Here is a 23,957-nt window from a genome sequence, read left to right as displayed (position 1 = left end):
TCCTTCGCGCCCCGCCATGGCTGCCCTGCACATCACCGACATCGAATCGGCCATCAACTGGTGGCGCGAACGCAGCCCGTCGCCCGACGGCATCACCGCCTGCCCCGAGGTGCGCGCGCTGGCCGAGGTGTACGCGCTGATGGTCTACCGCCACGAGCACGAGTGGGACGAGGACGGCCTGCCTGGCGCGGCCCGCGAGGCCTGGCTCGCCTGGTACGCCAGCACGCCCGACGCGCCCTGCATCGCGATCTGCTCGACGGTGCAGGGCGACGCGGTCTGCAAGGGCTGCGGCCGCACCGTCGAGGAGGTGCAGCACTGGCCGGTGATGACCCCCGGGGAGAAGCGCGCCACCTGGCGCCGCATCACGCTGCAGGGCACGGCCTGGCGCTTCAACCGCTACGCGGAGCGCTCCGGCTCGTGAGGCGCGGAGCGTTCGTCGCCAGCGCGCGCCGCATCGTCCCGCTGGCCTGGCCGGTGATGGTCGGGCAGCTCGCGGTGCTGGCCTTCAGCACCATCGACACGATGCTGGTCGGCCGCGCCGGCGCCACGGACCTGGCCGCGCTGGCGATCGGCAGCTCGGCCTACGTGACGGTCTTCATCGGCCTGATGGGCGTGGTGCTGGCGGTCGGGCCGATCGCCGGGCAGCTGTTCGGTGCGAAGCACCATGCACAGGCCGGCGCGCAGCTGCACCAGGCGATGTGGCTGGCGCTGCTGCTGGCCGTGCCGGGCTGCCTGCTGCTGCTGTTCCCCTACCCGTTCCTCGCCCTCTCGCGCGCCGAGCCGGCGGTGGCGGAGAAGGTGCGCGGCTATCTCGGCGCGCTGGCCTTCGCGCTGCCCTTCGCGCTGCTGTTCACCGCCTTCCGCGGCTTCAACACCGCGGTCTCGCGGCCCAAGATCGTGATGGCGCTGCAGCTCGGCTCGCTGGCGCTGAAGCTGCCGCTGACGGCCTGGCTGGTGTTCGGCGGCGCGGGCCTGCCGGCGCTCGGCGCGGTCGGCGCCGGGCTGGCCACCACGATTTGCATGTCACTGCAGACGGCCGCCGCCTGGGCGGTGCTGCGGCACGACCCGTTCTATGCGCCGTTCGCGCTCGGCACGCGGCTGCAGCGGCCGCACCGCGCCAGCCTCCTGGCGCTGCTGCGACTGGGCGTGCCGATGGGCGGCTCGGTGATGGTCGAGGTGACCGGCTTCAGCCTGATGGCGATCTTCATCGCGCGCCTGGGCACCGTGCCGGTGGCCGGCCACCAGATCGCGCTGAACCTCGTCTCGGCCATGTTCATGGTGCCGCTGGCGATCGCCAACGCCTCCGGCACCCTGGTCGCGCAGGGCATCGGCGCGGGTGACCTGCGCGAGGCGCGGCGCGTCGGCTGGCACGGCCTCGAGCTCGGCGCGCTGGTGGCCGCCGCGATGGGCGCGGCGGTCTGGCTGCTGCGCGAGCCCATCCTCTCCGCCTACACGCGCGACGCCGCGATCGTCGCCGCGGCGCTGCCGCTGCTGGCCTGGGTGGTGCTGTTCCACATCGCCGACGCGGCGCAGACCGTGGCCGCCTTCGTGCTGCGCGCCTGGCGCATCGCGGTCGTGCCGATGTTGATCTACGTCACCGCGATCTGGGGCGTCGGCCTGGCCGGCGGCTACGCCCTGGCCTTCGACCTGCTCGGCGCCACGCCGCCCTCGCTGCGCGGCGCCCCCGGCTTCTGGGCCGCCGCGACGGCCGGGCTGGTGCTGGCCGGCGCGGCGCTGAGCGGCTTCCTGCTGTGGATGCTGCGCCGCCAGCGCGCCGCGGCCGTGAACTAGAGAACCCGCTCGACGCCCCTCCGCGACAAGGCCGGGTTAGCCCTTGCCCGGGCGGCGGAAACCGGCGGCTAAGCTCGACGGGCTCTGACAACCACAAGGGATGATCATGCGATTCTTCCGTTGGACCGCCGCGGCGATCGCCGCAGCCGTGCTGGCCGCCTGCGGCGGCGGCAGCGACGACGATGCGCCGGCGCGCGGTGCCCTGCTGAACAGCCTGGTGCTCGGCCAGGCGACCACGGCGCAGATCGACGCCGGCACCGCGGCCTCGGGCGCCCAGGCGCTGACCGGCGCGGCGCGCTGCGACGTGACGATCCGCTACGTGCAGTACTCCACCCGCGCCCCCGGCGGCGAGGCGGTTCGTGCCTCGGCCGGCGTGCTGGTGCCCGGCGGCAGCGCTCCCGGCTGCACCGGCGAGCGCCCGGTGGTGCTGTATGCCCACGGCACGGCCTACGAGAAGTCCAAGAACATGGCGCAGGTCAGCACCGACAGCGAGGCGTCCGGCCTGATGGCCTTCTACGCCGCGCAGGGTTTCATCGTCGTGATGCCGAACTACCTGGGCTACGACGGCTCGCTCGACTGGCACCCGTTCCTGAACGCCAAGTCGCAGGCGACCGACATGATCGACGCGCTGCGTGCGTCCAAGTCGGCCCTGTCCTCCGCCGGCGGCACCACGGCCTCGGCAGCGCTGCTCGTCACCGGCTACTCGCAGGGCGGCTTCGTCGCGATGGCGACGCACAAGGAAATCCAGGAGAACTACGGCACCGAGTTCACTGTCACGGCGTCGGCCCCGATGTCCGGCCCGTACAACGTGGCCACGTTCTTCGACGTCGCGGTGGGTCCCGGGCCCATTCCGGCGGGCGCGATGTCCTTCGCACCGCTGCTGCTGACCAGCTACCAGCGCAGCTACGGCAACATCTACTCGTCGGCGTCCGATGTCTACCAGGCGCCTTACGCCGCAACCTCGCCGACACTCTTCCCCGGGGACCTGTCGCCCACCGAGGCGATCGCCGCGGGGCTGCTGCCGAACGACCCGACCCAGCGGCTGCTCTGGGGTGACGGCGGACTGCTGACCGACTCGTTCCGGGCCAGCTACGCGACGTCGGCATTCCGCGAGGCCACGGTCACCAACACCCTGCTCGGCTGGACGCCGACGCGGCCGATGGCGATGTGCGGCGGCGCGCAGGATCCGACCATCTTCTTCAGCGTCAACACCACGGCGGCGCAGGCGGACTTCGCCTCGCGCGGCGCGCAGGTGCCGGCCTTCGACCTGGAGAACCGCGCCACGCTGCCGGCCGGTGCCACCGGCGACCTGCTGTTCGGCGCGTTCCAGCAGCAGAAGGCCGCGGCGGGCGCCAACGCCACGGCGCTCTACCACGGCACCCTCGTGCCGCCGTTCTGCATCGCGCTGTCGCGCGGCTTCTTCGCCCAGGTGCTCGCCGCCTCGGCACCCTGAGCGTCAGGGCTCGAGCGCGCACTCCACGGGGTGCGCGCCGAGCTGTTCGACCAGCACGCGCGGCTCGATACCCACCAGGAAGCCGCGCCGCCCGCCGTTGATCAGGATCCTCGGCAGCGCCAGCACCGAGGCCTCCACGTACACCGGCATGGCCTTGCGTGTGCCGAACGGCGAGGTGCCGCCGACCTGGTAGCCGCTGTGGCGCTGCGCCACCTCGGGCTTGCAGGGCTCGACCGACTTGGCACCGATCGCGCGCGCCAGGTTCTTGGTGCTGACCTGCCGGTCGCCGTGCATCAGCACGATCAGCGGCTCGGCCTTCGCGTCCTGCATCACCAGGGTCTTGACCACGGCATGTTCGTCCACGCCGAGCTGGCGTGCCGACTCCGCGGTGCCGCCATGCTCGACGTACTCGTAGACATGCTCGGTGAACGCCACGCCCTGCTGCTTCAGCCAGGCGGTGGCGGGCGTCTCGCTGACGTGCTTGTCCTTCTTCGCCATCGACCCCTCACAAGCTGTGAACGAACCCAGGCTGCCCGCGCCGGGGTGGCCAAGGGCCCTGGGCAAGGCGCGACGCGCCGCCCAGACTGGCCGTCTGGGCCAGCGGCGCAACGCGGCCCAGGACCCTTGGGTACCCCGGGGGCAACGCGGGCAGCCTGGGTTCGTTCACAGCTTGTCACTGCGCCGGGTCGCGGTGCGTCCAGCGGATCGCGTCGATCTCGGCCAGCAGTTCGGGCGACAGCGTCGTGTCCCAGGCCGCGAGGTTGCGCTCCAGCTGGGCGCGCGAGGTGACGCCGACGATCGTGCTGGTCACGCGCCAGCTGCGGTAGCAGAAGGCCAGCGCGAGCTGCGCGGGCGCGAGGCCGTGGCGCCGCGCCAGCGCGTTGTAGAGCTTCGCCGCGGCCAGTGCCTCGGGCCGCGCCCAGCGCTGCTTCTTCATCGAGTCGAACAGCGCCAGGCGGCCGGGCCGCTCGGCCGCGTCGAGGCCGATGTCGTCGTACTTGCCGGTCAGCGCGCCGAAGGCGAGCGGCGAGTACGCGAGCAGCCCCACCTGCAGCCGGTGCAGCACCTCGTCCAGGCCGTTGTCGAGCGCGCGGCTGGTCAGCGCGTACGGGTTCTGCACGCTCGCGATGCGCGGCAGGCCGTGCTGTTCGGCCAGGCGCACGAACTCCATCACGCCCCAGGGCGACTCGTTCGAGAGGCCGACGGCGCGCACCTTGCCGGCCTTCACCAGGTCCGCCAGGCCCTCGAGCTGCTCGTGGATCGAGGCATAGGCGCGGTCCTTGGACGGGTCGAAGTAGAGCGCGCCGAAGGTCGGCACGTTGCGCGCCGGCCAGTGGATCTGGTACAGGTCGATCACGTCGGTGCGCAGGCGCTGCAGGCTCGCCTCGCAGGAGGCGACGATCTCGGCGCGTGTCAGGTCGGCGCTGCCGTTGCGCACCCAGTCCATGTTGCGCGAGGGCCCGGCCACCTTGGTGGCCAGCACCACGCGCTGTCGCATGCCCGGCCGCGCCGCGAACCAGCTGCCGAGGATGCGCTCGGTCGCGCCGTAGGTCTCGCGGCGCGGCGGCACCGAATACATCTCGGCGGTGTCGATCACGTTGATGCCGCGTTCGACCGCGAGGTCGAGGATGGCGTGCGCGTCGGCTTCGCCGACCTGCTCGCCGAAGGTCATGGTGCCGAGGCAGATCGGCGTCACGCGCAGGTCGCTGCGCCCGAGGGAGACGAGGGGAAGGGGGTTCATGCCGGAAGTGTAGGGAAGGCGATGGGACCACTGCGTGGCTTTGCGTTATTATTGTTTTACGATAAACTTTTATCGCTCTACGAACAACCTCGGACACCATGGCCCTGCCCTCAGCTCCTGCCGGCGCCGCCGCGCCCTTGTCGCCCCGTCTGGTGCTGTTCGTGCGCGCGATGTGCGTGCTGGGCGCGCTCAGCCTGGTCGGCGTGCCGCTGTGGTTCTGGAACTCGCCGGAGGCGGTGCGTGCGCTGGCCCCGCAGTTCGCTGGCGTGCAGGCGGTGACGATCGACGCGCGCGCGCTGCAGCTCGGCGCGCTGCTCAGCGTCGCGCCCGTGGCCCTCGGCCTGTTTGCGTTGTGGCAGCTGTGGCGCCTGTTCGGCGAGTACGGCGCCGGGCGCGTGTTCGGCCGGCCGGCGCTCGCGCACCTGCGCCGCTTCGGCTGGGCCCTGCTCGGCACGGCGCTGCTCGCGCCGCTGGTGCGTGCGGCCGGCTCGGTGGTGCTCACGCTGGGAAACCCGCCCGGCCAGCGCATGCTGGTGCTGGGCCTGTCGTGGAACGACTACCTCGCGGTGCTGCTGGCCGCCGTGCTGATCGCCATCGCCACCGTGATGGCCGAGGCGGTGCGCGTGGCCGAAGAGAACCAGGCCTTCGTCTGAGAAGGTGTGAGAGAACCCGGCATGGGCCACATCGTCGTCAACCTCGACGTGATGCTCGCGCGGCGCAAGATGCGCTCGCGCGAGCTCGCCGAGCGCGTGGGCATCACCGAGCAGAACATCTCGCTGCTGAAGGCCGGCAAGGTGCGCGGCGTGCGCTTCGAGACGCTGGCGCGCATCTGCGAGGCGCTCGACTGCCAGCCCGGCGACCTGCTCGAGCACCGCCCGGGCGACGCGCCGGGCTGACATTCGTGCACCGCGTGCCGACCTGGCGCCGCGACCGCCGCCGCGCGCCGCTGCTCGCGCTGGTGCTGGCGCTGCACCTGGCGGGCTTGCTGCACTGGGCGGCTCAGGCTCCGCTCCGGCGTGCGCCGCCCGACCTGCCGCGCGTGGCGGTGCGGCTGCTGCCTCTGCCGCGCCCCGTGCCGCGCGCGGAGCCGGCGGCGGCGCTGCCGCCGGCCCCGGCCAGCCGCGCGCCACGCGCCCCCGCCACCGCACGGCCCGCGCGCGTGGCCCCGGCCGGGCCGGCCCCTTCGCCGCCGTCGCCGCCGTCGGCCATCGACGCCAGTGCGCAGGCTCCGGCCCTGCCGGCCTCCGCCCCCGATCCGGTCGCCGGGCTCGACCCCGAGGCCACCGCGCGCGCGATCCGCGACAGCGCGCGCCGGCCCGGCCTCGCCGCGCAGGCGGGCCGCATCGGCCCGGCCGAGCGCGCGCCCGACCAGCGCCTCGGCGAGGGCATCGCGCAGGGCGCGCGCGGCGACTGCCTGAAGGGCGAGTACCTCGGCGGCGGCATGGGCGTGCTCTCGCTGCCCTTCCTCGCCGCGGCGGCGCTGCGCGACCAGTGCCGGCGCTGAGAAGGTGTGAGCCCGGGCGATGGCCCGCCGCATGGCTCCTGTGGCGCATGTGCGGCCGCGGGCCGCTGCCTAGAGTGCACGGCATGCGACTCCACCACCACCCGCTCTCCACCACCAGCCGCGCCGTGCTGCTGTTTGCCGCCGACCAGGCCATCGCGCTCGACCTGCGCCTGGTCGACCTGTTCGCCGGCGAGCACCTCGAGCCGGCCTTCGCCGCACTCAACCCGAGCTGCCAGGTGCCGGTGCTCGAGGACGGCAGCTTCCGCCTCAGCGAGACCACGGCGATCCTGAAGTACCTCGCCGCGCGCCACGGCAGCCGTGCCTACCCGGTCGACGCGCGCCTGCGCGCCCGGGTCGACGAGCGGCTCGACTGGCTCAACACCGGCCTCGCGCGCGACCTGGCCTACGGCTTCGTCTACCCGCAGCTCTACCCGCACCACCGCCGCCCCGACGACGCGGCCCAGCAGGCCACCCTGGACTGGGGCCGGCGGCACGCGCGGCGCTGGCTCGGCGTGCTCGACACGGCGCTGCTCGGCACCGACAACTGCTGCCTGTGCGGCGATTCGCTCACGCTGGCCGACTACTTCGGCGCCGCGCTGCTCTCGCTGGGCGACGCGGTGCACATCGACTACGCGCCCTGGCCGAACGTCCACGCCTGGCTGGCGCGCATGAAGGCCCTGCCCTGCTGGGGCGACGTCAACCGCGTGTTCGAGACCCTGGTCGTCGCGCCGAACCGCACGCGCGACTTCGCGCCCTTCGACGAGGAGGTGACGGCATGATCCGCGGCCTGCACCACAACGCCTACCGCTGCCGCGACTCGGAGCAGACGCGCCGCTTCTACGAGGATTTCCTCGGCCTGCCGCTGGCCGGCGCCTTCCCGATCCGACAGACCAAGACCGGCCGCGCCACCGAGGTGCTGCACAGCTTCTACCGTCTCGGCGACGGCAGCTTCCTGGCCTTCTTCGAGGCGCCCGACCAGCCCTTCGAGTTCAAGCCGCAGCACGACTTCGACCTGCACATCGCGCTGGCCGTCGACGAGCCGGCGCTCGGCGCGATGCTGCTGCTGGCGCAGCAGGCCGGCATCGAGGTGCGCGGCATCTCCGACCACGGCTTCATCCGCTCGATCTACCTGCGCGATCCGAACGGCTACGTGATCGAGCTGGCCGCGCCGGTGGAAGGCGGCGCCGCGGCGCTGGACGGCCGCACCGCCCGCGCCGAGCTGCGGCGCTGGCAGGCCGCGCGCGGGCGCTGACAGTCGCCAACCGGCGCCCCGGGGCACGGGCTTGCCCGCGTGGTGGGGCCACGCGGGCTCGTGTAGCGTGGCGGCCATGCCGCACGACACCACCGACATCGAACGCCGCGACTGGATGCGCCAGGCCGCCTGCGTGGCCGGCGCCTGGGCCGCCGCGGGAACGCTGCCGCGCGTGGCCGGCGCGGCCCAGCCACATCCGCGCGCGCTGCTGGTCGACCGGCTCGGTGAACCGCTGCGCGCGGGCACGCTGGTGCCGGGCGAGGCGCAGCTGTTCAACTACCCCTACCTCGCCGCGCCGGTGTTCCTGCTCGCGCTCGAGCGCGAGGTCAAGGCCACCGAGCAGGTCACCGAGGCGGGGCAGCGTTATGTCGCGCCGGCCGGCGTCGGGCCGCGGCGCTCGATCGTCGCCTTCTCGGCGATCTGCTCGCACAAGCTGATGTACCCCACGCCGCAGCTCAGCTTCATCGGCCCGCGCCCCGGCCGCGGCGGCGAGCCGCCCCAGGTGATCCACTGCTGCGGCGACCAGTCGCGCTACGACCCGGCGCAGGGCGCACGCGTGATCGGCGGCCCGGCCCCGCAGCCGCTGGCGGCGGTGCTGCTCGACTGGGACGCGGCCACCGACCGGCTGCATGCCGTGGGCCTGCAGGGCGGCGAGATGTTCACGGCCTTCTTCGAGAAGTACGCCTTCCGGCTCGAGACCGAACTGGGCACGAAGGCCCGCGCGGCCTGCGGGCCGACCGCCACTGTGCTGCCGGCGCGCACCTACAGCCGCCAATGGCAGAGCTGCGCGGCGTGAGCGACGCGCCGGCCCAGCCCGACTCCGCCGCGGCCTGGTGGCGCCTGGCCTGCGCGCTGGCGCTGATGACCGTCGGCTCGTGCGGCATGTACGTCGTGGCCGTGGTGCTGCCGGCGGTGCAGGCCGAGTTCGGCGTCGACCGCGCCGAGGCCTCGCTGCCCTACACCGCGCTGATGGTCGGCTTCGGCCTGGGCGGCGTGCTGATGGGCCGGCTGGCCGACCGCCACGGCGTGCGCGTGCCGGTGCTGCTGGGCAGCGCGGGCATCGCCGCCGGCTTCGCGCTGGCCGCCAGCGCACCGGGCATCGGCGTGTTCACGCTCGCGCACGGCCTGTTCCTCGGGCTGCTGGGCTGCTCGGCCACCTTCGCGCCGCTGGTGGCCGACACCACCTTGTGGTTCGTGCGCCGGCGCGGCATCGCGGTGGCCGTCTGCGCCAGCGGCAACTACCTGGCCGGCGCGTTCTGGCCGCCGGTGGTGCAGTCCATCGTCGACGGCTACGGCTGGCGCACCGCCTACTTCGGCCTGGCCGGCATCAGCCTGGTGGTGCTGCCGCTGCTCGCGCTGGGCCTGCGCGGGCGGGCCCCGGCCTTCCAGGCCGCCCCGGCGCGCGCCGGGCGGCCGGCACCGCAGCCTTCGGCACGGCCCTTCGGCCTCGCGCCCGCGCAGGCGCAGGCGCTGCTGTGCGTGGCCGGCGTGGCCTGCTGCGTGGCGATGGCGATGCCGCAGGTGCACATCGTCGCCTACTGCAGCGACCTGGGCTACGGCGCCGCGCGCGGCGCGCAGATGATGTCGCTGATGCTCGGCTTCGGCATCGTCAGCCGGCTGCTCTCGGGCGCGATCTGCGACCGCATCGGCGGTCTGCCCACGCTGCTGCTCGGCTCGGCGCTGCAGGGCCTGGCGCTGCTGCTGTTCCTGCCCTTCGACGGGCTGGTGTCGCTCTACGTGATCTCGGCGCTGTTCGGGCTGTTCCAGGGCGGCATCGTGCCGAGCTACGCGATCATCGTGCGCGAGCATTTCGAGCCGGCCGAGGCCGGCGCGCGGGTGGGCACGGTGCTGATGGCCACGCTGTTCGGCATGGCGCTGGGCGGCTGGATGTCGGGCAAGGTGTTCGACCTGACCGGCTCGTACCACGCCGCCTTCCTCAACGGCATCGCCTGGAACCTGCTGAACCTGACGATCGCCGGGCTGCTGCTGCTCGGCTGGCGGCGCACGCGCCGGCTGGCTGCGGCCTGATCAGGCCGCCAGGGCCAGCGGCCGCAGCAGCGCCGGCAGGCATTGCGCGGCCACGCGAGCCGCGTCCTCGATCGGGCCGAGGTGGCCGAGGCCGTCGAGCCGCACCAGCACCGAGCCCGGCACGCGCTGCACCAGCCGCTCGGCCACGCGCTGCGCCGGGCGCGGCGAGCGCGTGCCGGCGAGCAGGCGCAGCGGCATGCGCAGGGCCTGGTAGGCCGCCTCGGGCACCGGGTCGCCGAACAGCGCCTCGAACTCGGCGCACACCTTGGCCATGCGCGTGGCCACCGCCTGGCGGCGCTGCGGGGCCAGGCCCTGCCAGGCGCCGGCGCGCGACCAGTAGTCGACGAAGCGCTCGGCCGCGCCCTCCGGCCCGCGCTCGCGCAGCAGCGTGCCGATCTCCCGGCCCACCGCGACGATGCCGCTCCACAGCGCCGGCTCCGCCTCGCGCAGCAGCGCGAAACGCACCGGCTCGTAGAGCGTCAGGCTGCGCACGTGCTGCGGCCAGCGCAGCGCGACCTGCAGGGCCACCGAGCCACCATAGGAATGCCCGAGCAGGTGCACACCGCCGGGCACCGCGGCGATCTCGGCGTGCAGCGCCTGCGCCTCGTCGTCCAGCGTCACCGCGGCACCGTCGCCCCAGCCGGCCAGGCCATAGCCGAGCAGGTCGGGCGTGCGCAGTTCCACCGCCGCGGGCAGCAGGCCGCGCCAGCCCTGCCACTGGCGCCCGCCCGCGCCGCTGCTGTGCAGCGCGACCAGCACGTTCGGGGTGGCGCGGGAAGAGGCATCGAAGGTCATCGGCATGATCGTCTCGGGCAGTCGCGTCGGGTGTGCAGCATCGCGGCCGGCGGTATCGCGCCGATGTCGCCGCGCCGCGCCGCCCGGTTGCATTGGCAGCGCCGGTGTATCGCGCACGTATCGGCCCGGTTTCACCCCTCGCCGGCCGCGGCCGCGCGCCCTAGACTGACCGCATGCCCGCCCTCGACGACCGCCTCGCCGCGCTGCGCCGCATCGCACTGGCGGTGGCGCAGCCCGGCGGCAGCGACCCGTTCGGCATGCTGGTGGGCGAACTGGCCGGCGCACTGGGCTGCAGCGCGGTGTTCGTCGCCGTGTTCGCGGACCCCGACGCGCTGCGGCTGCGCACGCTGGCCGTGCAGCTCGACGGCCGCGTGCTGCGCAACTTCGAGTACCCGGTGCGCGGCTCGCCCTGCGAGCAGGTGGTCGGGCGCGACTTCCGCTTCGTCGCGCGGGGCGTGGCGGCCGAGTTTCCAGCCGGCACGCTGTTCGCGGCCCAGGGCATGGACTCCTACGCCGCCTACCCGCTGCACGACGGCAGCGGCGCGCCGCTGGGCCTGCTCGCCGCGCTCGACCGCACGCCGGTGGCCGGCGGCGACGCCGCGCACGCCGAGGCGCTGCTGAAGATCGTCGCGGTGCGTGCGGCGGCCGAGCTCGAGCGCAGCGCCGCCGGCGAGGCGCTGCGCCGCTCCGAGGCAAGCTACCGCGCGATCTTCGACGCCGCCGAGGACGCGATCTTCATCCACGACTGGGACAGCGGCGCGATCCTGGACGTCAACCCGAAGGCCTGCGAGACCTACGGCTGGGCGCGCGAGGAATGGCCGGGCCTGAGCGTGGCCGACATCAGCGCCAACGAGCCACCCTTCACCGGCGAGGAGGCGGCGCGCTGGCTGGCATTGGCGCGCGGCGGCGCCTGCCCGCCGTTCGAATGGCGCCGCCGCCGCAAGGACGGCAGCCTGCACTGGGACGAGGTGCGCCTGAAGCCGGCCACCATCGCCGGGCGGCCGCACCTGCTCGCCTTCACGCGCGACATCACCGAGCGCAAGGCCGCGCTCGAGGCGCTGCGCGCGCGCGAGGAGCAGTACCGCGCGATCTTCGAGGCCGCCTCCGACGGCTTCCTGCTGTGGGACGCGAACGAACGCGTGGTCGACGCCAACCCGGCGCTGCTGCGGCTGTACGGCTACACACGCGAGCAAGTGGTGGGTCACGGCTACGCGGCGCACCTGCCGGCCGACTACGTGGCCGAGCGGCTCTCCTTCGTGCGCCGCGCGCTGGCCGGCGAGACCGTGGCCGTCGAGACGTTCGCGCTGCGCCCCGACGGCTCACGCTTCGAGATCGACCTGCGCGTGATGCCGTTCCGCCACCGCGACCAGCCGCACGCGCTGGCGATCGTGCGCGACATCAGCGCGCGCCGCGAGCACGAGGCGCAGCTGCGCCAGGCGCAGAAGATGGAGGCCATCGGCCAGCTCACCGGCGGCATCGCGCACGACTTCAACAACATCCTGACCAGCGTGATCGGCTGGCTGGTGATGGGCCAGGAGCGTGCCGAGGCGGCCGGCGACGCCACGCTCGCGCGCCAGCTCGGCCAGGCGCAGCAGGCCGCGCAGCGCGGCCGCGACCTGATCCTGCAGATGCTCGCCTTCGCCCGGCGCCGCCAGGGACCGCGCCGCGTGCTGGCGCTCGCACCGCTGCTGCGCCAGGCGCTGCCGCTGCTGGCGGCGACGCTGCCCGGCTCGATCGAGCTCGACAGCGCCGGCCTGGGCGACGACACCGCCTCGCCGCAGGTCGCCGCCGACGCGGTGCAGCTCGAGCAGGTGCTGCTGAACCTGTGCCTGAACGCACGCGACGCGCTGCCCGGGCACGGCCACATCCGCCTCGGTCTCGGCACGCACGACGGCGGCGGGCACTGCCGTTCCTGCGGGCGGCGCCTCGCGCCGGGGCGCTGGGTCGAGCTGCGCGTCCAGGACGACGGCAGCGGCATCGCGCCCGAGGTGATGCAGCACATCTTCGAGCCGTTCTTCTCGACCAAGGAGGTCGGGCGCGGCTCGGGCATGGGGCTGGCGATGGTGCACGGCATCGTGCACGACCATGGCGGCCACCTGCTGGTGGACAGCGAGCCGGGCCGCGGCGCCTGTTTCCGCGTGCTGCTGCCGCCGGCCGAGGCGGACTCCCTGGTGGCGGAGCCTCCCGCCGCGGCGGCCCCGGCCGCGGCGTTGCCGCAGCGGCTCGCCGGCCGCGTGCTGCTGGTCGAGGACGACCCGCAGGCCGGCGACTACCTGGCCGAGCTGCTCGCCGGCTGGGGTCTGACGGTGGTGCTGCGGCGCGATCCGCTGCAGGCGATGGACTGGCTGCGCAGTGCGCCCGCGCCGGCGCAGCTGCTGCTGACCGACCACCGCATGCCGCACATGACCGGGCTCGAACTGGCCGGTGCGGCGCGTGTGCTGCAGCCCGGCCTGCCGGTGCTGCTGGTGAGCGCGCAGGCGGCCGGCTTCGACGCCGCCACGCTGGCCGCGCACGGCGTGCAGGCGGCCCTCGCCAAGCCGGTGGACGGCACGCGCCTACGCGCCCTGCTGCACGGCCTGCTCGCGGCGCCGGGCTGACGTCCGCGGCCGCACCAGCGCGGCGGCGGCCAGCGCCAGCGCGATGTCGATCAGCCACAGCGTCCGGTCGCTGCCGCTGGCCTGCGCCAGCACGCCGCCCAGCCAGATGCCGGCGAAGCAGCCCGCCTGGTGCACCAGCATCACGACGCCGAACAGCAGGCCGAGCCGCTCGACCCCATGCGCGCGAGCCACCAGCTGCGTCGTGGGCGGCAGCGTCGCCATGTGGCTCGCACCCATCAGCAGCGCGAAGCCCAGCATCGCCGGCGCGCTGGCCGGCAGCACGAGCAGCGCCGCGATCGCCAGCGCGCGCAGCAGGTACAGGCCGACCAGCAGGGCGCCGGGATCGTGGCGGCGCAGCGCCGCCCCGACGGCGACGCTGCCCAGCATGTTGGCGGCCCCGGCCACGGCGATCCACGGGCCGGCCAGCGAGGCCGGCAGCCCGCAGCGCTCGATCACGCCGGGCATGTGCACGGCCAGGAAGCCGACATGGAAGCCGCACACCCCGAAACTGCCGGCGGCCTGCCAGAAGCGTGTGTCGCGCAGCGGGCCTTGCAGGTCGCGCCACGTCGGCCGCGCGGGTGCGCGTGGCGCCGGGCCCGGGCCGTGCCGCCATGCCAGGGCCAGCGGCCAGGCCAGCAGCGCCAGCGCGGCCAGCACGAGCAGCGCGGCCGGCCAGCCACGTTCGTCGATGAGCCACTGCGTCAGCGGGCCCAGCAGCATCTGACCCAGCGAGGCACCGGCGCCGATCAGGCCGACGGCGATGCCGGCCCGCGCCGTGCCGAGCCGGCGGTTCACCTCGCCGACCAGCACGCCGTTGCTGCCGACCGCGCTGGCGGCCACCGCGCCGGCCAGCAGCGACAGCGTCACGCTGGCGGGCGCGACCGACCAGACCGGCAGCGCCGTGGCCAGCGCCAGCAGCGCGGCGCCGGCCACGATCACCCGCGCGGCGCCGTGGCGGTCGCTCCAGTGCCCGACGAGCGGCTGGGCGATGCCGACGCCGAGCTGGCCGAGCGCGGCGACGAAGCTGAGCGTGCCCAGCCCGAGGCCCGAGGCCCCGTTCAGCGGCCCGATCAGCAGCCCGAGCGCGCCGCGGTTGCCGCTGGCCAGTGCCATCAGCAGGGCCGCCGCGAGCGCGAGCCGCCAGGCCGGCCCGCTCACAGGCCCAGCCAGCGGTCGAACAGCGGCAGCCGACGCAGGCGTGTCGCCTCGACCAGCTGCTGGGACTCGGCCCAGTAGGACAACAGTTCGCTGCGGCCGATGCCGAGGTCGCGCAGGGTGGCCTCGTCCAGATCGGGCAGCCGGCGCTCCAGCGCACGCCAGCGCTGCCGCTCGCGCCACGCGCCGAACGCGGATTGCCACGCGCCGGCCAGGCGCAGCAGACATCCGGACCGCCGCGCCGGCAGGCGCGCGGTCGACACCAGGGTTCCCATGTCGATCTCCTTGCGGGCCGCGCGCCAGCGCGGCCGGATTGCGGCGGCCGTGGCGCGTGGCTCAGGCCGCCATCGGCAGCGCCATCGCGGGCTGCAGCGGCACGGCGCCCATCAGCGGCGCGAGCGCCTGCTGGATGCGCGCGGCCTGCGGCTCGTCGATCAGCGCGAACAGCGTCTTCTGGAAGCGCGGCTCCATCACGCCCGAGACGATGTACTGCCAGCGGTAGGCCTTCAGCACCAGGGCCTCGATCTGCTCGCGCTGCGCCGCGTCGAACGCGCGGCCGGCGATCGCGCCGAAGTAGTCGGCGTCGGCGGCCGACTGCACCTGCAGGATGCCGTCGATCGCGCCGACCAGCGCGATCAGCTCGCCGACCGCCTGGTCGCGCTGCGCCGGGGTCAGCGCCGCGTCGATGCGCAGCAGCTCGATCTCGTCGAGCACGGCGTGCTGCGACTCCTCCTTCCAGTGGAACAGGAACACGTCCTTCCACAGCGGGCAGAGGTCGGCGCTGGGCGCGATGCTGGCGCGGTAGTGCGCCTGGGTGAACAGCTCGATGTCCAGCGTCAGCGCCATCACCGCCCAGTCGCCCTGCGCCAGCACCGCGCGCGCGACGGCGTTCGGGTCGGCGGTCAGCTCGTAGCCGGAGGGCATGACCTCGGCCATCATCTGCTCGAGGCGGCGGAACAGCTCCTGGTGCTTGAGCTCCTCGTCGGTCATGCGCACCAGCGCCTCCAGCGCCACCTGGTCGTCGAAGGCCTGGGCGCGGCCCAGCTCCATGGTCTTGGCGGCGATGAAACGCTCGGCCAGGCCGAAGATGTAGGCGTAGGTGCGGCCCTGCACCTGGCTCAGCAGGCGGCGTTCGTCGCCGGACAGGAACGGCAGTTCGTCGACCAGCGACAGGCCGGCCGGCATGAAGGGCCGGCTCATGTCGAAGTGGCGTCCGCGGATCAGGTCGGCGTCGATGTCCCAGCGCACGCGCTTGGAGATCTCGATCACCTTGGCGTGGCGCGGATTGGCGGCGGGAACGGAGTGCATTGACGGATTCCTTGCATCGAAGGCGCCGGCGGCCCCATGCCACCCAGCGTGGGTCGGACTGTGGATGCGCCGCGTAACCGCTTCGCTGCGCGCCGTGGCCGTGCGCGGGCGCGCATGTAGCCCTCTTGTTGTGGCGTGTATCCGGCAGCGCACACCGCGCGCACAATGCGCGCCATGAGTCCGAGCGCAAACCTGCTGGTCGTCGACGACGATGCCTCGGTGCGCCAGATGCTCACGGAGTACCTGGGCGGCCACGGCTACGCGGTGCGCTGCGCCGGTGACGGCGCGGCGATGCGCGCCGAGCTCGAGCGCGAGCTGCCCGACCTGGTGCTGCTGGACCTGCGCCTGCCCGGCGAGGACGGGCTGTCGCTGGCGCGCTTCCTGCGAGAGCGCTACGACCTCGGCATCGTGATGGTGACCGGCGCGTCCGAGATGGTGGACCGGGTGATCGGCCTGGAGATGGGCGCGGACGACTACGTCGCCAAGCCCTTCGACCCGCGCGAGCTGCTGGCGCGCGTCAAGAGCGTGCTGCGGCGCATGCAGGCGCGTGCGCCGGAGGCGGCCGAGGCGGCCGCGCCGACGCCGGCCTTCGCGCGGCAGCGCTTCGGCCGCTGCGAGATCGAGCTCGAGTCGCGCCGGCTGTTCGACCTGGCCGCCGGCGGTGCCGAGGTGCCGATGACGGCGATGGAGTACGACCTGATCCGCGTCTTCCTCGCCAACCCGAACCGCGTGCTCTCGCGCGACCAGCTGCTGCTGCAGACGCGCAACCGAGAGTGGGAGCCCTTCGACCGCTCGATCGACATCCGCATCGGCCGGCTGCGCCGCAAGATCGAGCCCGAGCCCGGCGCCGAGCCGCGCTGCATCCGCACGGTGCGCAACGGCGGCTACATGTACGTGCCGGGCTGAGGGCGGCCGAGCGGCCTCACGCCGTTTCAGGCCGTCTCACGGCGTGTCAGGCGCCGGCCCGCACGCGCGACAGCACCGACGTCGCCGCGTGGCTGGCCCAGGTGGCGCCCACGTCCACCGCCGCCAGCGCGCTCATGTTGACGAGCCGGCGCACGGTCGCGTTCGGGTTCAGCACATGCGCCGGCCGCGCCAGCCCGAGCAGGATCGGCCCGACCGTGATGCCGTTGCCGGCCACCGCCTTGAGCACGTTGAAGGTGATGTTGGCGGCATCCAGCGTCGGCATCACCAGCAGGTTGGCCTCGCGGCTCAGCGCGGCGCCGGGAAAGGCCCGCTCCAGCGTCTCGCGCGAGAGCGCGGCGTCGCCGTGCATCTCGCCCTCGACCTCGAAGGCCGGCTTCAGCGCGCGGATCAGCTCGAGCGCCTGGCGCATCTTGCGCGCGGCCGGCGTGTCCTCGCTGCCGAAGCTGGAGTGCGACAGCAGCGCCACGTGCGGCACGATGCCGAAGCGGCGCACCGCGTCGGCGGCCAGCACGGTGATCTCGGTGAGCTGCTCGGGGCTGGGATCGGCGTTGACGTAGGTGTCGCAGACGAACAGCGTGCGCTCCGGCAGGATCAGCAGGTTCATCGCCGCGACCGTTTCCACGCCCTCGCGGCGGCCGATCAGGTCGGTCAGCAGGCCGAGATGGTCGCGAAAGCCGCCGTGCACGCCGCAGATCAGCGCATCGGCCTCGCCACGGCGCAGCAGCATGCCGGCCAGCGCGGTCGCGTTGTGGCGCACCGCATGGTCGGCGCCCGCCGGGGTGGCCCCCTTGCGGCGCAGCGCGCGGTAGAACTCGCCGGCGATCGCCCCGAGCTCCGGCACGCGGTCGGGATCGACCAGCGTCACGTCCTGCCCCGGCCGCAGGCGCAGGCCGTACTCCTGCACGCGCCGCTCGATCACCTCGGTGCGGCCGATGAGCACAGGCCGCGCGATCCCCTCGTCCACGACCACCTGCGCCGCACGCAGCACGCGCTCGTCCTCGCCCTCCGCGTAGACGACGCGCCGCGGCGCGGCCTTCGCGGCGCCGAACACCGGCTCCATCACCGAGCCCGAGTGGTAGACGAAGCGGTCGAGCGAGGCCCGGTAGGCGCCGAGGTCGGCCAGCGGCCGGGTCGCCACGCCGGAGGCCATCGCGGCCCGCGCGACCTCCGGCGCCACCGCCGCGATCAGCCGCGGGTCGAACGGCTTGGGGATCAGGTAGTCGCGGCCGAAGCGCAGGCTGCGCGCCCCGTAGGCACGCGCGACGGCCTCGGGCACCTCGCCGTGCGCCAGCGCCGCCAGCGCGCGCACCGCGGCGAGCTTCATCGCCTCGTTGATCTCGGTGGCGCCCACGTCCAGCGCGCCGCGGAAGATGAACGGGAAACACAGCACGTTGTTGATCTGGTTCGGATAGTCCGAGCGCCCGGTGCCGATAACCGCGTCGGGCCGCACCTTCAGCGCCTCCTCCGGCATCACCTCCGGCACCGGATTGGCCATGGCGAAGATCAGCGGGTCGCGCGCCATCGCGCCGATCCACTCCGGCTGCAGCACGCCGGCGGCCGACAGGCCCAGGAACACATCCGCGCCGGACAGCAGCTCGGCCAGCGAGCGCGCGGCGGTGGACTGCGCATAGCGCGCCTTGTGTTCGTCCATGCCCTCCTGGCGGCCCGCGTGGACGACGCCCTTGCCGTCGAGCACCCAGATGTTGGCGCGCGGCAGCCCGAGGCTGACGATCAGGTCCAGGCAGGCGAGCGCAGCGGCGCCGGCACCCGAGCACACCAGCTTGACCTCGGCGATCGCCTTGCCGACCAGCTGCAGCCCGTTCAGGATGGCCGCCGCCGCCACGATCGCGGTGCCGTGCTGGTCGTCGTGGAACACCGGGATCTTCATGCGCTCGCGCAGCTTGCGCTCGATGTAGAAGCACTCCGGCGACTTGATGTCCTCGAGGTTGATGCCGCCGAAGGTCGGCTCGAGGCGGGCGATGGTCTCGACCAGCGCGTCCGGGTCCGTCTCGGCCAGTTCGAGGTCGAACACGTCGATGCCGGCGAACCTGCGGAACAGGCAGCCCTTGCCTTCCATCACCGGCTTGCCGGCCAGCGGGCCGATGTTGCCGAGGCCGAGCACCGCGGTGCCGTTGGTCACCACGGCGACCAGGTTGGCGCGTGCCGTCAGTTCGGCCGCCTGCGACGGGTCGCGCGCGATCTCGAGGCAGGCCTCGGCCACCCCGGGCGAGTAGGCCAGCGACAGGTCGCGCTGGGTCGCCATCGGCTTGGTCGGCACCACGGTGATCTTGCCCGGCCGCGGCAGGCGGTGATAGGCCAGCGCGTCGTCGCGCAGCGTCTGCGAGTCGTTCATCGGAGGTCTCCGGTCGGGGTGTTCAGGCGGCCAGCGCGGCGGCCTGCGGGCGGGCCGCGAGGAAACGCCGCAGGCTGCCCAGCAGGGCGGAGGGGCAATCGGCATGCACCCAGTGGCCGGCGGCGTCGATCACCTCGAGCCGCGCGTTCGGGAACATCGGCCGGTAGGCCGCCGCGCCGAGCGGCACGACCCGGTCGGAGCGGCCGCCGGCGATCGCCAGCAGCGGCAGCGCCGTGCCCAGGTGGCGCAGGTGGCGCGGAAAGTCGCACAGCTCGTGCAGAGACACCGCGACCGCCGCGAGGTTGGTGCGCCAGTCGAACTGTGCATAGCCGGCGGGGCTGCGCGGAATCATCCAGTGGCCGAGCCCCGCGAGCACCGCGGCGGCGCCCGCGTCCGGCGCGCCGAGCAGCGCACCCATCGCGCGCTGCAGGTCGTTCGCCCAGCGGTTGGCGTAGGTCACCGGCGCGATGTCGATCACGGCGAGCCGGCCGACCGACCAGGGGGCCGTCAGCGCCAGCGCCATCGCCACGTTGCCGCCCATGCTGTGCCCGATCACCGCCGGTCGATCGAGCCCCTCGCGCTCGATCAGGTGCAGCACGTCGTCGGCCATCGCGAGGTAGGACATGTCGGCGCTGCGCGGCGACGCGCCGTGATTGCGCAGATCGACGGCGTAGACCCGGTGCGTCTGCGCCAGGGCGGCGGCCACGTGGCCCCAGTGGGCCGCGGAGGCGAACAGCCCGTGCAGCAGCAGGACGGGCGGCCCGCCGCCCCCGGTGGTTTCGAAGGCCAGCGCGAGCGGGGCGTGCGGCATGTCGGCGGCGGGCTGGGGCTGCGCGTCAGGCGACGAAGCGGCAGGCCGAGGCGGCGGCGCGCGTGTCCATGTTGCGGCCGCGGTTCAGGTGGTCGTCGGCCTCGGCCGCGCAGCCGAGCATGCGGGCGTACAGGAACACCGTGAACGCGGCCGTCTCCAGCGACGCGGCATCGCAGCGCCCCGCGCGGTAGTCCGGCCAGACCAGCTTGAGCAGCAGCGTGGCGATCACCGCGTCGACGTTGACGCAGTACACGTTGCGCGAGACACCCGCCTCGAACAGCTGACGCACCAGCGCGTGGTAGTAGTCGAGGAACACGTTGTGCTCGCCGCGCCGCTGCATCAGCTCGCGCACGAACACCTCGCGCGGGTCGAGGTTGACCGGCCTGTCCTTGAACACCGGGTGGTTGACGCAGGGGATCTTCTGCAGGTCCAGGCTGCCCTGGTTCTTCTTCTCGCTCTTGTAGCGTGCGTACTCGGCAACGTAGCGCGCCGCGAGCGCCTGCAGGTCGATGCCGTGGTCGGCGCGGCCGGGATCGTTCAGGTCGACGCCGCGGAACTGCTCGAGCAGGAAGGCCACGCCCTCGAAGCCGTTGCCGCCGTGCGCGTAGCCGCAGTGGCTCAGGAAACCGAGCAGCGCCTTGTTCAGCTGCACGCGCTGCGGCTGCTCCGGGCCGTCGGACGAGACCGCGCCCTTGGCGCCCTGGGCGGTGATCGTGCCCGGGCCGTTGGACAGCAGCAGGCCGATCAGCGTCTGGAACGCGAAGCGCTGGTTCTCGTCCGGCACGCGGTCGAGCAGCGCGGCGTAGGCGAGCTCGGTCAGCGACAGGCGGCCGAGCACGTCCTCCTCGGCCAGGCCGGCGAAGCGCGTCGGCGCGTGGCGCGCGGCGTCGACCGAGGCGCCGATCAGCGTGCCGAACAGCCGGCACCAGGCCGGCAGGCACTCGGCCGAGAGCCGCGAGATGCGCTTGCGCTGCAGCGGCCCCCAGGCGAGCGTGGCACAGACCGCGGCGAGCACGCCGTCGGCACTCGGGTGGCCGCCCAGCGCCTCGAGGTAACGCAGGAACACCGACCTGGCGCCGCGTGCGCGCAGCCCGGCGAGCATCGCCTCGGCGCGCGGATCCGGGCGCGGGCCGAGCAGCAGCCCGTGGTCGCTCGCCGCATCGAGCAGCGCGCCGAGCGCGAAGCCTTCGTCCAGCGCGTTGCGCAGCCCGGCGGCCGAGAAGCGGTCGAGCAGCGCCGCAATCGCCGCGCGCGCCGGCTCGAGCCGGCGCGGCCCGAGCAGCGCCGCCGCGGCGGCGAGCACCGCATTGGGCGCATTGCCGGCCTCGCGTGCCGCCTGCGCCGCGGCCAGCGTGGGCTCGCCGTGCAGGTTGACGAACGCGCCGACCGCCACGCTGACGAGCTTGCGGTCGTTCTCGCCGCCCGGCTCCTTCAGCAGCACCAGGCCGACGTTGGCCTCGATCGGGTACTGCGCCGCGTCGAGCACGGTGACGCCGTTGACCCGCGTGACCTGCGTCTTCGCATCCATCTGCGAAACGCCCGAAGCATCCTTCAGCGCCTCGCGCGCGAAGGTCGCGCCGAGCTGCGACTCGAGCGCCTTGACCTGCCGGTCGTAGGGCGCGACGGCCGCCACCACCGGCAGGTCCAGCGCATCCGGCAGCACGAGGCCGGCATTCGAGCCGAACCAGGGCTTGAGCTCCATCGAGCCTTCGGGCGCGAAGTCGGGCCGGATGCCGCGCAAGGCCATCACCGCGCTCAGCGCGGCGGGAATGTGGGCGATGTTGGTCACCACCGCGCCCTTGGCCGAGCACACCGGGCGCTCCGGCGTGAACAGGGCATCGACGCCGAACTTCTCCATGAACCAGCGTTCCTTGCTGGCGGCGTCGTCGCCGCCGCCGGCCATCGCGCCGGCGTGGCCCACCGCGCGGGTCAGCCGCGCCTTCCAGCGGCCCACCACGCAGGCCACCACCGGCTTGGTGTACTCGGCGTCGAGCTCGTAGTAGCCGCCGGGCTCGCAGTACAGCACCGCGGCCTTGGAGCGCTCGTCGTTGGCCAGCGCGAAGGCGAACTCGGGCGCGGCGTAGTGGATGTACACGTCCTTGCCGCTGGACACCAGCGTCGTCGTGCCCCAGCCGGCCATGCGCAGGTACTGCGCGATCGTGGTCGTGAAGCCGCCGGAGTTGGAGAGGATCGCGATCGAGCCCTTCTTCAAGGTGTCGCCCGGGCTGTCGCCGCCGAGCGCGCCGCCGATGCGCACCTGGTTCCACGAATCGGCCACCCCCAGGCTGTTGCCGCCGAAGATGTCGATGCCGCGCTGCTGCGCCAGCGCGCGGATCTCGCGCGCGTCGTGCACGCTCATCTTCTCGGTCGGGATGAAGATCTTCTCCAGGTCCGGGTTGACGCGCACCAGCTCGACCACGCCGTCGTCCGCCGCCGAGGGCGGCAGGTAGACCACGCCGCAGTTGAAGCGGTGCCCGGCCTCCAGGCCCTCGCGCACGTTGTTGTAGACCGGGATCGCCCCGGCCGGCGTCTCGAGCACCTGGCCGCGCCGCCCGGGCGAGGTGCCGAACACGACGTTGCCGCCGCTCCAGGCATGGCCCACCGGCGTGACCTCGCTCGATTCGCCGCCCAGGATGTTGAGCACGCAGACGCGGTCCGCGCGGGTGGCGATGTCCGCCAGCGAGCGAATGCCCACGTGGTACTTGAAGTTGCCGACGCTGGGTTTCATGGTGTGTGCTCCTTCAGGCCGCCAGGCCCAGACCCAGGCCCATGCGTTGCGCGAGCTGCGCGCGCCCGCCGTCCTTCATCCAGCCGTCGACGCGGCGCGCGTAGTCGACCACCTCGCTCATCGCCGAGTCGAAGCCGAAGAAGCGGTAGGGCAGCCCGAGCGCCTCGCAGGTGTCGCGCAGCACGGCCATGCCGCGCACCAGGTTCGGCCCGCCGCGGCCGACGACGACGTACAGCGGCTGCGCGCCGTGTTTGCCGAAGTGCTCGCGCAGCGCGTCGGCCATCGCGCGGAAGGTCTCGAAGATGTCGGTGTTGTTGCTCTTGCCGCCGATGATGAACAGCACGTTGCTCTGCTTGAGCCAGTGCCTGAAGCAGATCGCCGCCACCGACTTCATCTTCTCGTAGGGCGGGTTGCCGCCGAAGTCGGAGCTGATGATCGCGTCGTCGCCGAGCATCTCGGTGACCAGCGAGTTGGCGCCGCCGCCGAAGGTGGGCGCGAGGATCGTGCCCTTCGGGTTGATGACGTAGACGTCGCTCTGGCCCTGGTAGGTGCGCAGCTGGTTGATCTCCTGCTCGAAGTCCGACGAGTCGGCCGCGAACAGGTCGGCCGGCAGGGCGAGGCGCTGCCAGCGCGGGTCGTCGCGGTCGAAGCCGCACTTGAAGTCGCAGGCCACCGGGGTGAGCCGGCCGCGGCTGTCCGCGCGCAGCCGGATCGGGTTCAGCTCCAGCGTCGTCATGCCGTAGTCGTGGAACAGGTCCCACAGGTTCGGCAGGTGCTGCACCAGCGGCGAGATGATCTGCTTGGGCGCGTTCAGCTCCGAGAGCGCGTTGGCCACGACGAAGGCCTTCAGCCCGGTCAGCGGGTTGAAGGGCACCACCGCCACCTGGTCCTTGGCGAGCTCCTCGATGTCCATGCCGCCGTGGTGCGTCAGCGTCATGGTCGGCGCACGGTAGCGCGTGTTGTCGGTGAGCGAGAAGTAGACCTCGTGCTCGGCCGGCACGCCGGCCTCGAAGGTAACGCCGTTGCTCTTCGCGTGCTGGTTGCCGTGGCGGTGCTCGCAGAAGTAGAGGCGCTCGCGCTCGGCCAGCGCGGTCTGCAGGTCCTTCGCGCGGCCGATCAGGCCGGCCTTGCCCTTCTTGCCGACGCCGCCCTTGAAGACCGGCTTGATGAACACCTGGCCGTGGCGCGCCAGCAGCGCCTTGATCTCCGAGTCGCTCGCATCGGGGCCGAGGATCTCGGGGGTCGGGAAGCCTGCGAGCTGGAGCAGGCGTTGTCCGTGCAGCATGCCGGTGATGTTCATGGCCGCGTCTCCAAGTGCAGTGGGGTGCGCCGCGATGCTAGGAAGGCGCGCCGCGCACCGGCTTTCGGCCGCCTTTCATCGCGCCCTATCGCAAACCCGATGCGGGGAACTCCGGATCACACCGGGGCACCGATGAAAGCCGTTCGAAAGCTCCGCGCCGGGGGGCGCCGCATGATCGGCGACCGAACCGGACCCCAAGACAGAGGAGACAGAC

General features: G+C 73.4%; 22 protein-coding genes. 12 read left to right on the top strand and 10 right to left on the bottom strand.

Translation table 11 applies throughout. The features are described 5' to 3' along the window. Window positions 1-16 precede the first annotated feature (16 nt). The 3 genes from D9C15_RS16945 to D9C15_RS16935 all read left to right on the top strand — a co-directional run bounded on the left by D9C15_RS16945 (window position 17) and on the right by D9C15_RS16935 (window position 3,244). Window positions 17-421, top strand: coding sequence for a DUF3717 domain-containing protein (locus tag D9C15_RS16945; protein WP_127999343.1), 405 nt, complete (start codon window positions 17-19; stop codon window positions 419-421). A gap of 56 nt (window positions 422-477) precedes the next feature. Next, on the top strand, window positions 478-1,791 hold the full coding sequence (locus tag D9C15_RS16940) for an MATE family efflux transporter (RefSeq protein ID WP_127999631.1): 1,314 nt from the start codon (window positions 478-480) through the stop codon (window positions 1,789-1,791). Window positions 1,792-1,897: 106 nt separating this feature from the next. Next, a complete protein-coding gene (locus tag D9C15_RS16935) occupies window positions 1,898-3,244 on the top strand; it encodes an alpha/beta hydrolase family protein (RefSeq protein WP_127999341.1) in 1,347 nt (448 codons plus the stop codon). 3 nt (window positions 3,245-3,247) lie between these two features. Here D9C15_RS16935 and ybaK read toward each other — a convergent pair whose 3' ends face one another. Beyond that, the gene (gene ybaK / locus D9C15_RS16930) at window positions 3,248-3,742 is read right to left on the bottom strand and encodes a Cys-tRNA(Pro) deacylase (protein WP_127999339.1); all 495 of its coding nucleotides are present in this window, start codon (window positions 3,740-3,742) and stop codon (window positions 3,248-3,250) included. A 175-nt stretch (window positions 3,743-3,917) separates the two neighbouring features. Further along, entirely contained in the window at window positions 3,918-4,985 is a 1,068-nt protein-coding gene (locus D9C15_RS16925) for an aldo/keto reductase (protein WP_127999337.1), read from the bottom strand. Between the two features lie 98 nt (window positions 4,986-5,083). Here D9C15_RS16925 and D9C15_RS16920 point away from each other — a divergent pair, with 98 nt between their 5' ends. From D9C15_RS16920 to D9C15_RS16890, 7 genes are all read left to right on the top strand, one after another. Then, window positions 5,084-5,638 (top strand): DUF2975 domain-containing protein, encoded by a 555-nt coding sequence (locus D9C15_RS16920; protein WP_127999335.1) that lies wholly within the window; start codon window positions 5,084-5,086, stop codon window positions 5,636-5,638. A 21-nt stretch (window positions 5,639-5,659) separates the two neighbouring features. Further along, the gene (locus D9C15_RS16915; protein WP_127999333.1) at window positions 5,660-5,881 is read left to right on the top strand and encodes a helix-turn-helix domain-containing protein; all 222 of its coding nucleotides are present in this window, start codon (window positions 5,660-5,662) and stop codon (window positions 5,879-5,881) included. Window positions 5,882-5,886: 5 nt separating this feature from the next. Further along, window positions 5,887-6,489 carry a hypothetical protein gene (locus D9C15_RS16910; RefSeq protein ID WP_127999331.1) on the top strand — a complete coding sequence of 201 codons (603 nt, stop codon included), beginning with the start codon at window positions 5,887-5,889 and terminating at the stop codon, window positions 6,487-6,489. 83 nt (window positions 6,490-6,572) lie between these two features. Then, the gene (locus tag D9C15_RS16905) at window positions 6,573-7,268 is read left to right on the top strand and encodes a glutathione S-transferase family protein (RefSeq protein ID WP_127999329.1); all 696 of its coding nucleotides are present in this window, start codon (window positions 6,573-6,575) and stop codon (window positions 7,266-7,268) included. Continuing rightward, complete coding sequence (locus tag D9C15_RS16900; RefSeq protein WP_127999327.1) at window positions 7,265-7,741, top strand: VOC family protein; 477 nt, start codon at window positions 7,265-7,267, stop codon at window positions 7,739-7,741. Before D9C15_RS16905 ends, D9C15_RS16900 begins: the two co-directional genes overlap by 4 nt. A gap of 76 nt (window positions 7,742-7,817) precedes the next feature. After that, window positions 7,818-8,537 carry a Rieske (2Fe-2S) protein gene (locus D9C15_RS16895; protein WP_127999325.1) on the top strand — a complete coding sequence of 240 codons (720 nt, stop codon included), beginning with the start codon at window positions 7,818-7,820 and terminating at the stop codon, window positions 8,535-8,537. Beyond that, on the top strand, window positions 8,516-9,769 hold the full coding sequence (locus D9C15_RS16890; protein WP_127999323.1) for an MFS transporter: 1,254 nt from the start codon (window positions 8,516-8,518) through the stop codon (window positions 9,767-9,769). The genes D9C15_RS16895 and D9C15_RS16890 overlap by 22 nt, the downstream gene beginning before the upstream one ends. Here D9C15_RS16890 and D9C15_RS16885 read toward each other — a convergent pair whose 3' ends face one another. After that, window positions 9,770-10,570, bottom strand: a complete 801-nt coding sequence (locus tag D9C15_RS16885) for an alpha/beta fold hydrolase (RefSeq protein ID WP_205854827.1) — start codon at window positions 10,568-10,570, stop codon at window positions 9,770-9,772. 167 nt (window positions 10,571-10,737) lie between these two features. Here D9C15_RS16885 and D9C15_RS16880 point away from each other — a divergent pair, with 167 nt between their 5' ends. Further along, window positions 10,738-13,161 (top strand): PAS domain-containing hybrid sensor histidine kinase/response regulator, encoded by a 2,424-nt coding sequence (locus tag D9C15_RS16880; RefSeq protein ID WP_127999319.1) that lies wholly within the window; start codon window positions 10,738-10,740, stop codon window positions 13,159-13,161. Here D9C15_RS16880 and D9C15_RS16875 read toward each other — a convergent pair. The 3 genes from D9C15_RS16875 to D9C15_RS16865 all read right to left on the bottom strand — a co-directional run bounded on the left by D9C15_RS16875 (window position 13,120) and on the right by D9C15_RS16865 (window position 15,624). Next, entirely contained in the window at window positions 13,120-14,319 is a 1,200-nt protein-coding gene (locus D9C15_RS16875) for an MFS transporter (protein WP_127999317.1), read from the bottom strand. The genes D9C15_RS16880 and D9C15_RS16875 overlap by 42 nt on opposite strands. Beyond that, window positions 14,316-14,591 carry a hypothetical protein gene (locus tag D9C15_RS16870; RefSeq protein WP_127999315.1) on the bottom strand — a complete coding sequence of 92 codons (276 nt, stop codon included), beginning with the start codon at window positions 14,589-14,591 and terminating at the stop codon, window positions 14,316-14,318. The genes D9C15_RS16875 and D9C15_RS16870 overlap by 4 nt, the downstream gene beginning before the upstream one ends. 61 nt (window positions 14,592-14,652) lie before the next feature. Next, on the bottom strand, window positions 14,653-15,624 hold the full coding sequence (locus D9C15_RS16865; protein ID WP_127999313.1) for a hypothetical protein: 972 nt from the start codon (window positions 15,622-15,624) through the stop codon (window positions 14,653-14,655). Between the two features lie 174 nt (window positions 15,625-15,798). Here D9C15_RS16865 and D9C15_RS16860 point away from each other — a divergent pair, with 174 nt between their 5' ends. Beyond that, entirely contained in the window at window positions 15,799-16,530 is a 732-nt protein-coding gene (locus D9C15_RS16860; RefSeq protein ID WP_127999311.1) for a response regulator, read from the top strand. 46 nt (window positions 16,531-16,576) lie between these two features. Here the strand turns inward: D9C15_RS16860 and D9C15_RS16855 are convergent, their stop codons facing one another. Genes D9C15_RS16855 through D9C15_RS16840 form a run of 4 tightly spaced genes read right to left on the bottom strand, consistent with a single transcriptional unit; the run spans window position 16,577 to window position 23,743 of the window. Further along, window positions 16,577-18,904, bottom strand: coding sequence for an NADP-dependent malic enzyme (locus D9C15_RS16855; RefSeq protein ID WP_127999309.1), 2,328 nt, complete (start codon window positions 18,902-18,904; stop codon window positions 16,577-16,579). Between the two features lie 22 nt (window positions 18,905-18,926). Beyond that, entirely contained in the window at window positions 18,927-19,715 is a 789-nt protein-coding gene (locus D9C15_RS16850) for an alpha/beta fold hydrolase (protein ID WP_127999307.1), read from the bottom strand. Between the two features lie 25 nt (window positions 19,716-19,740). Continuing rightward, window positions 19,741-22,443, bottom strand: a complete 2,703-nt coding sequence (locus tag D9C15_RS16845) for a CoA-binding protein (RefSeq protein WP_127999305.1) — start codon at window positions 22,441-22,443, stop codon at window positions 19,741-19,743. Between the two features lie 13 nt (window positions 22,444-22,456). Further along, window positions 22,457-23,743: an ATP citrate lyase citrate-binding domain-containing protein gene (locus D9C15_RS16840; RefSeq protein ID WP_127999303.1), complete on the bottom strand. Its 1,287-nt coding sequence runs from the start codon at window positions 23,741-23,743 to the stop codon at window positions 22,457-22,459. Window positions 23,744-23,957: the final 214 nt, after the last annotated feature.

Origin of the sequence: Piscinibacter defluvii, assembly GCF_004011805.1 — a bacterium.
Taxonomy (GTDB): Bacteria; Pseudomonadota; Gammaproteobacteria; order Burkholderiales; family Burkholderiaceae_C; genus Piscinibacter; species Piscinibacter defluvii.
The sequence above is the reverse complement of the archived record's forward strand: the minus strand, read 5'-3'. Positions and strand labels throughout refer to the sequence as shown.

Bases quoted from the DNA above. Each gene is read 5' to 3' on its own strand.
- D9C15_RS16915 (WP_127999333.1), top strand. From the start codon at position 5,660: ATGGGCCACATCGTCGTCAACCTCGACGTGATGCTCGCGCGGCGCAAG.
- ybaK (WP_127999339.1), bottom strand. From the start codon at position 3,742: ATGGCGAAGAAGGACAAGCACGTCAGCGAGACGCCCGCCACCGCCTGG.
- D9C15_RS16865 (WP_127999313.1), bottom strand. From the start codon at position 15,624: ATGCACTCCGTTCCCGCCGCCAATCCGCGCCACGCCAAGGTGATCGAG.
- D9C15_RS16885 (WP_205854827.1), bottom strand. From the start codon at position 10,570: ATGCCGATGACCTTCGATGCCTCTTCCCGCGCCACCCCGAACGTGCTG.
- D9C15_RS16905 (WP_127999329.1), top strand. From the start codon at position 6,573: ATGCGACTCCACCACCACCCGCTCTCCACCACCAGCCGCGCCGTGCTG.
- D9C15_RS16920 (WP_127999335.1), top strand. From the start codon at position 5,084: ATGGCCCTGCCCTCAGCTCCTGCCGGCGCCGCCGCGCCCTTGTCGCCC.
- D9C15_RS16935 (WP_127999341.1), top strand. From the start codon at position 1,898: ATGCGATTCTTCCGTTGGACCGCCGCGGCGATCGCCGCAGCCGTGCTG.
- D9C15_RS16855 (WP_127999309.1), bottom strand. From the start codon at position 18,904: ATGAACGACTCGCAGACGCTGCGCGACGACGCGCTGGCCTATCACCGC.
- D9C15_RS16945 (WP_127999343.1), top strand. From the start codon at position 17: ATGGCTGCCCTGCACATCACCGACATCGAATCGGCCATCAACTGGTGG.
- D9C15_RS16840 (WP_127999303.1), bottom strand. From the start codon at position 23,743: ATGAACATCACCGGCATGCTGCACGGACAACGCCTGCTCCAGCTCGCA.
- D9C15_RS16850 (WP_127999307.1), bottom strand. From the start codon at position 19,715: ATGCCGCACGCCCCGCTCGCGCTGGCCTTCGAAACCACCGGGGGCGGC.
- D9C15_RS16895 (WP_127999325.1), top strand. From the start codon at position 7,818: ATGCCGCACGACACCACCGACATCGAACGCCGCGACTGGATGCGCCAG.
- D9C15_RS16940 (WP_127999631.1), top strand. From the start codon at position 478: ATGGTCGGGCAGCTCGCGGTGCTGGCCTTCAGCACCATCGACACGATG.
- D9C15_RS16870 (WP_127999315.1), bottom strand. From the start codon at position 14,591: ATGGGAACCCTGGTGTCGACCGCGCGCCTGCCGGCGCGGCGGTCCGGA.
- D9C15_RS16880 (WP_127999319.1), top strand. From the start codon at position 10,738: ATGCCCGCCCTCGACGACCGCCTCGCCGCGCTGCGCCGCATCGCACTG.
- D9C15_RS16925 (WP_127999337.1), bottom strand. From the start codon at position 4,985: ATGAACCCCCTTCCCCTCGTCTCCCTCGGGCGCAGCGACCTGCGCGTG.
- D9C15_RS16890 (WP_127999323.1), top strand. From the start codon at position 8,516: ATGGCAGAGCTGCGCGGCGTGAGCGACGCGCCGGCCCAGCCCGACTCC.
- D9C15_RS16845 (WP_127999305.1), bottom strand. From the start codon at position 22,443: ATGAAACCCAGCGTCGGCAACTTCAAGTACCACGTGGGCATTCGCTCG.
- D9C15_RS16900 (WP_127999327.1), top strand. From the start codon at position 7,265: ATGATCCGCGGCCTGCACCACAACGCCTACCGCTGCCGCGACTCGGAG.
- D9C15_RS16860 (WP_127999311.1), top strand. From the start codon at position 15,799: ATGAGTCCGAGCGCAAACCTGCTGGTCGTCGACGACGATGCCTCGGTG.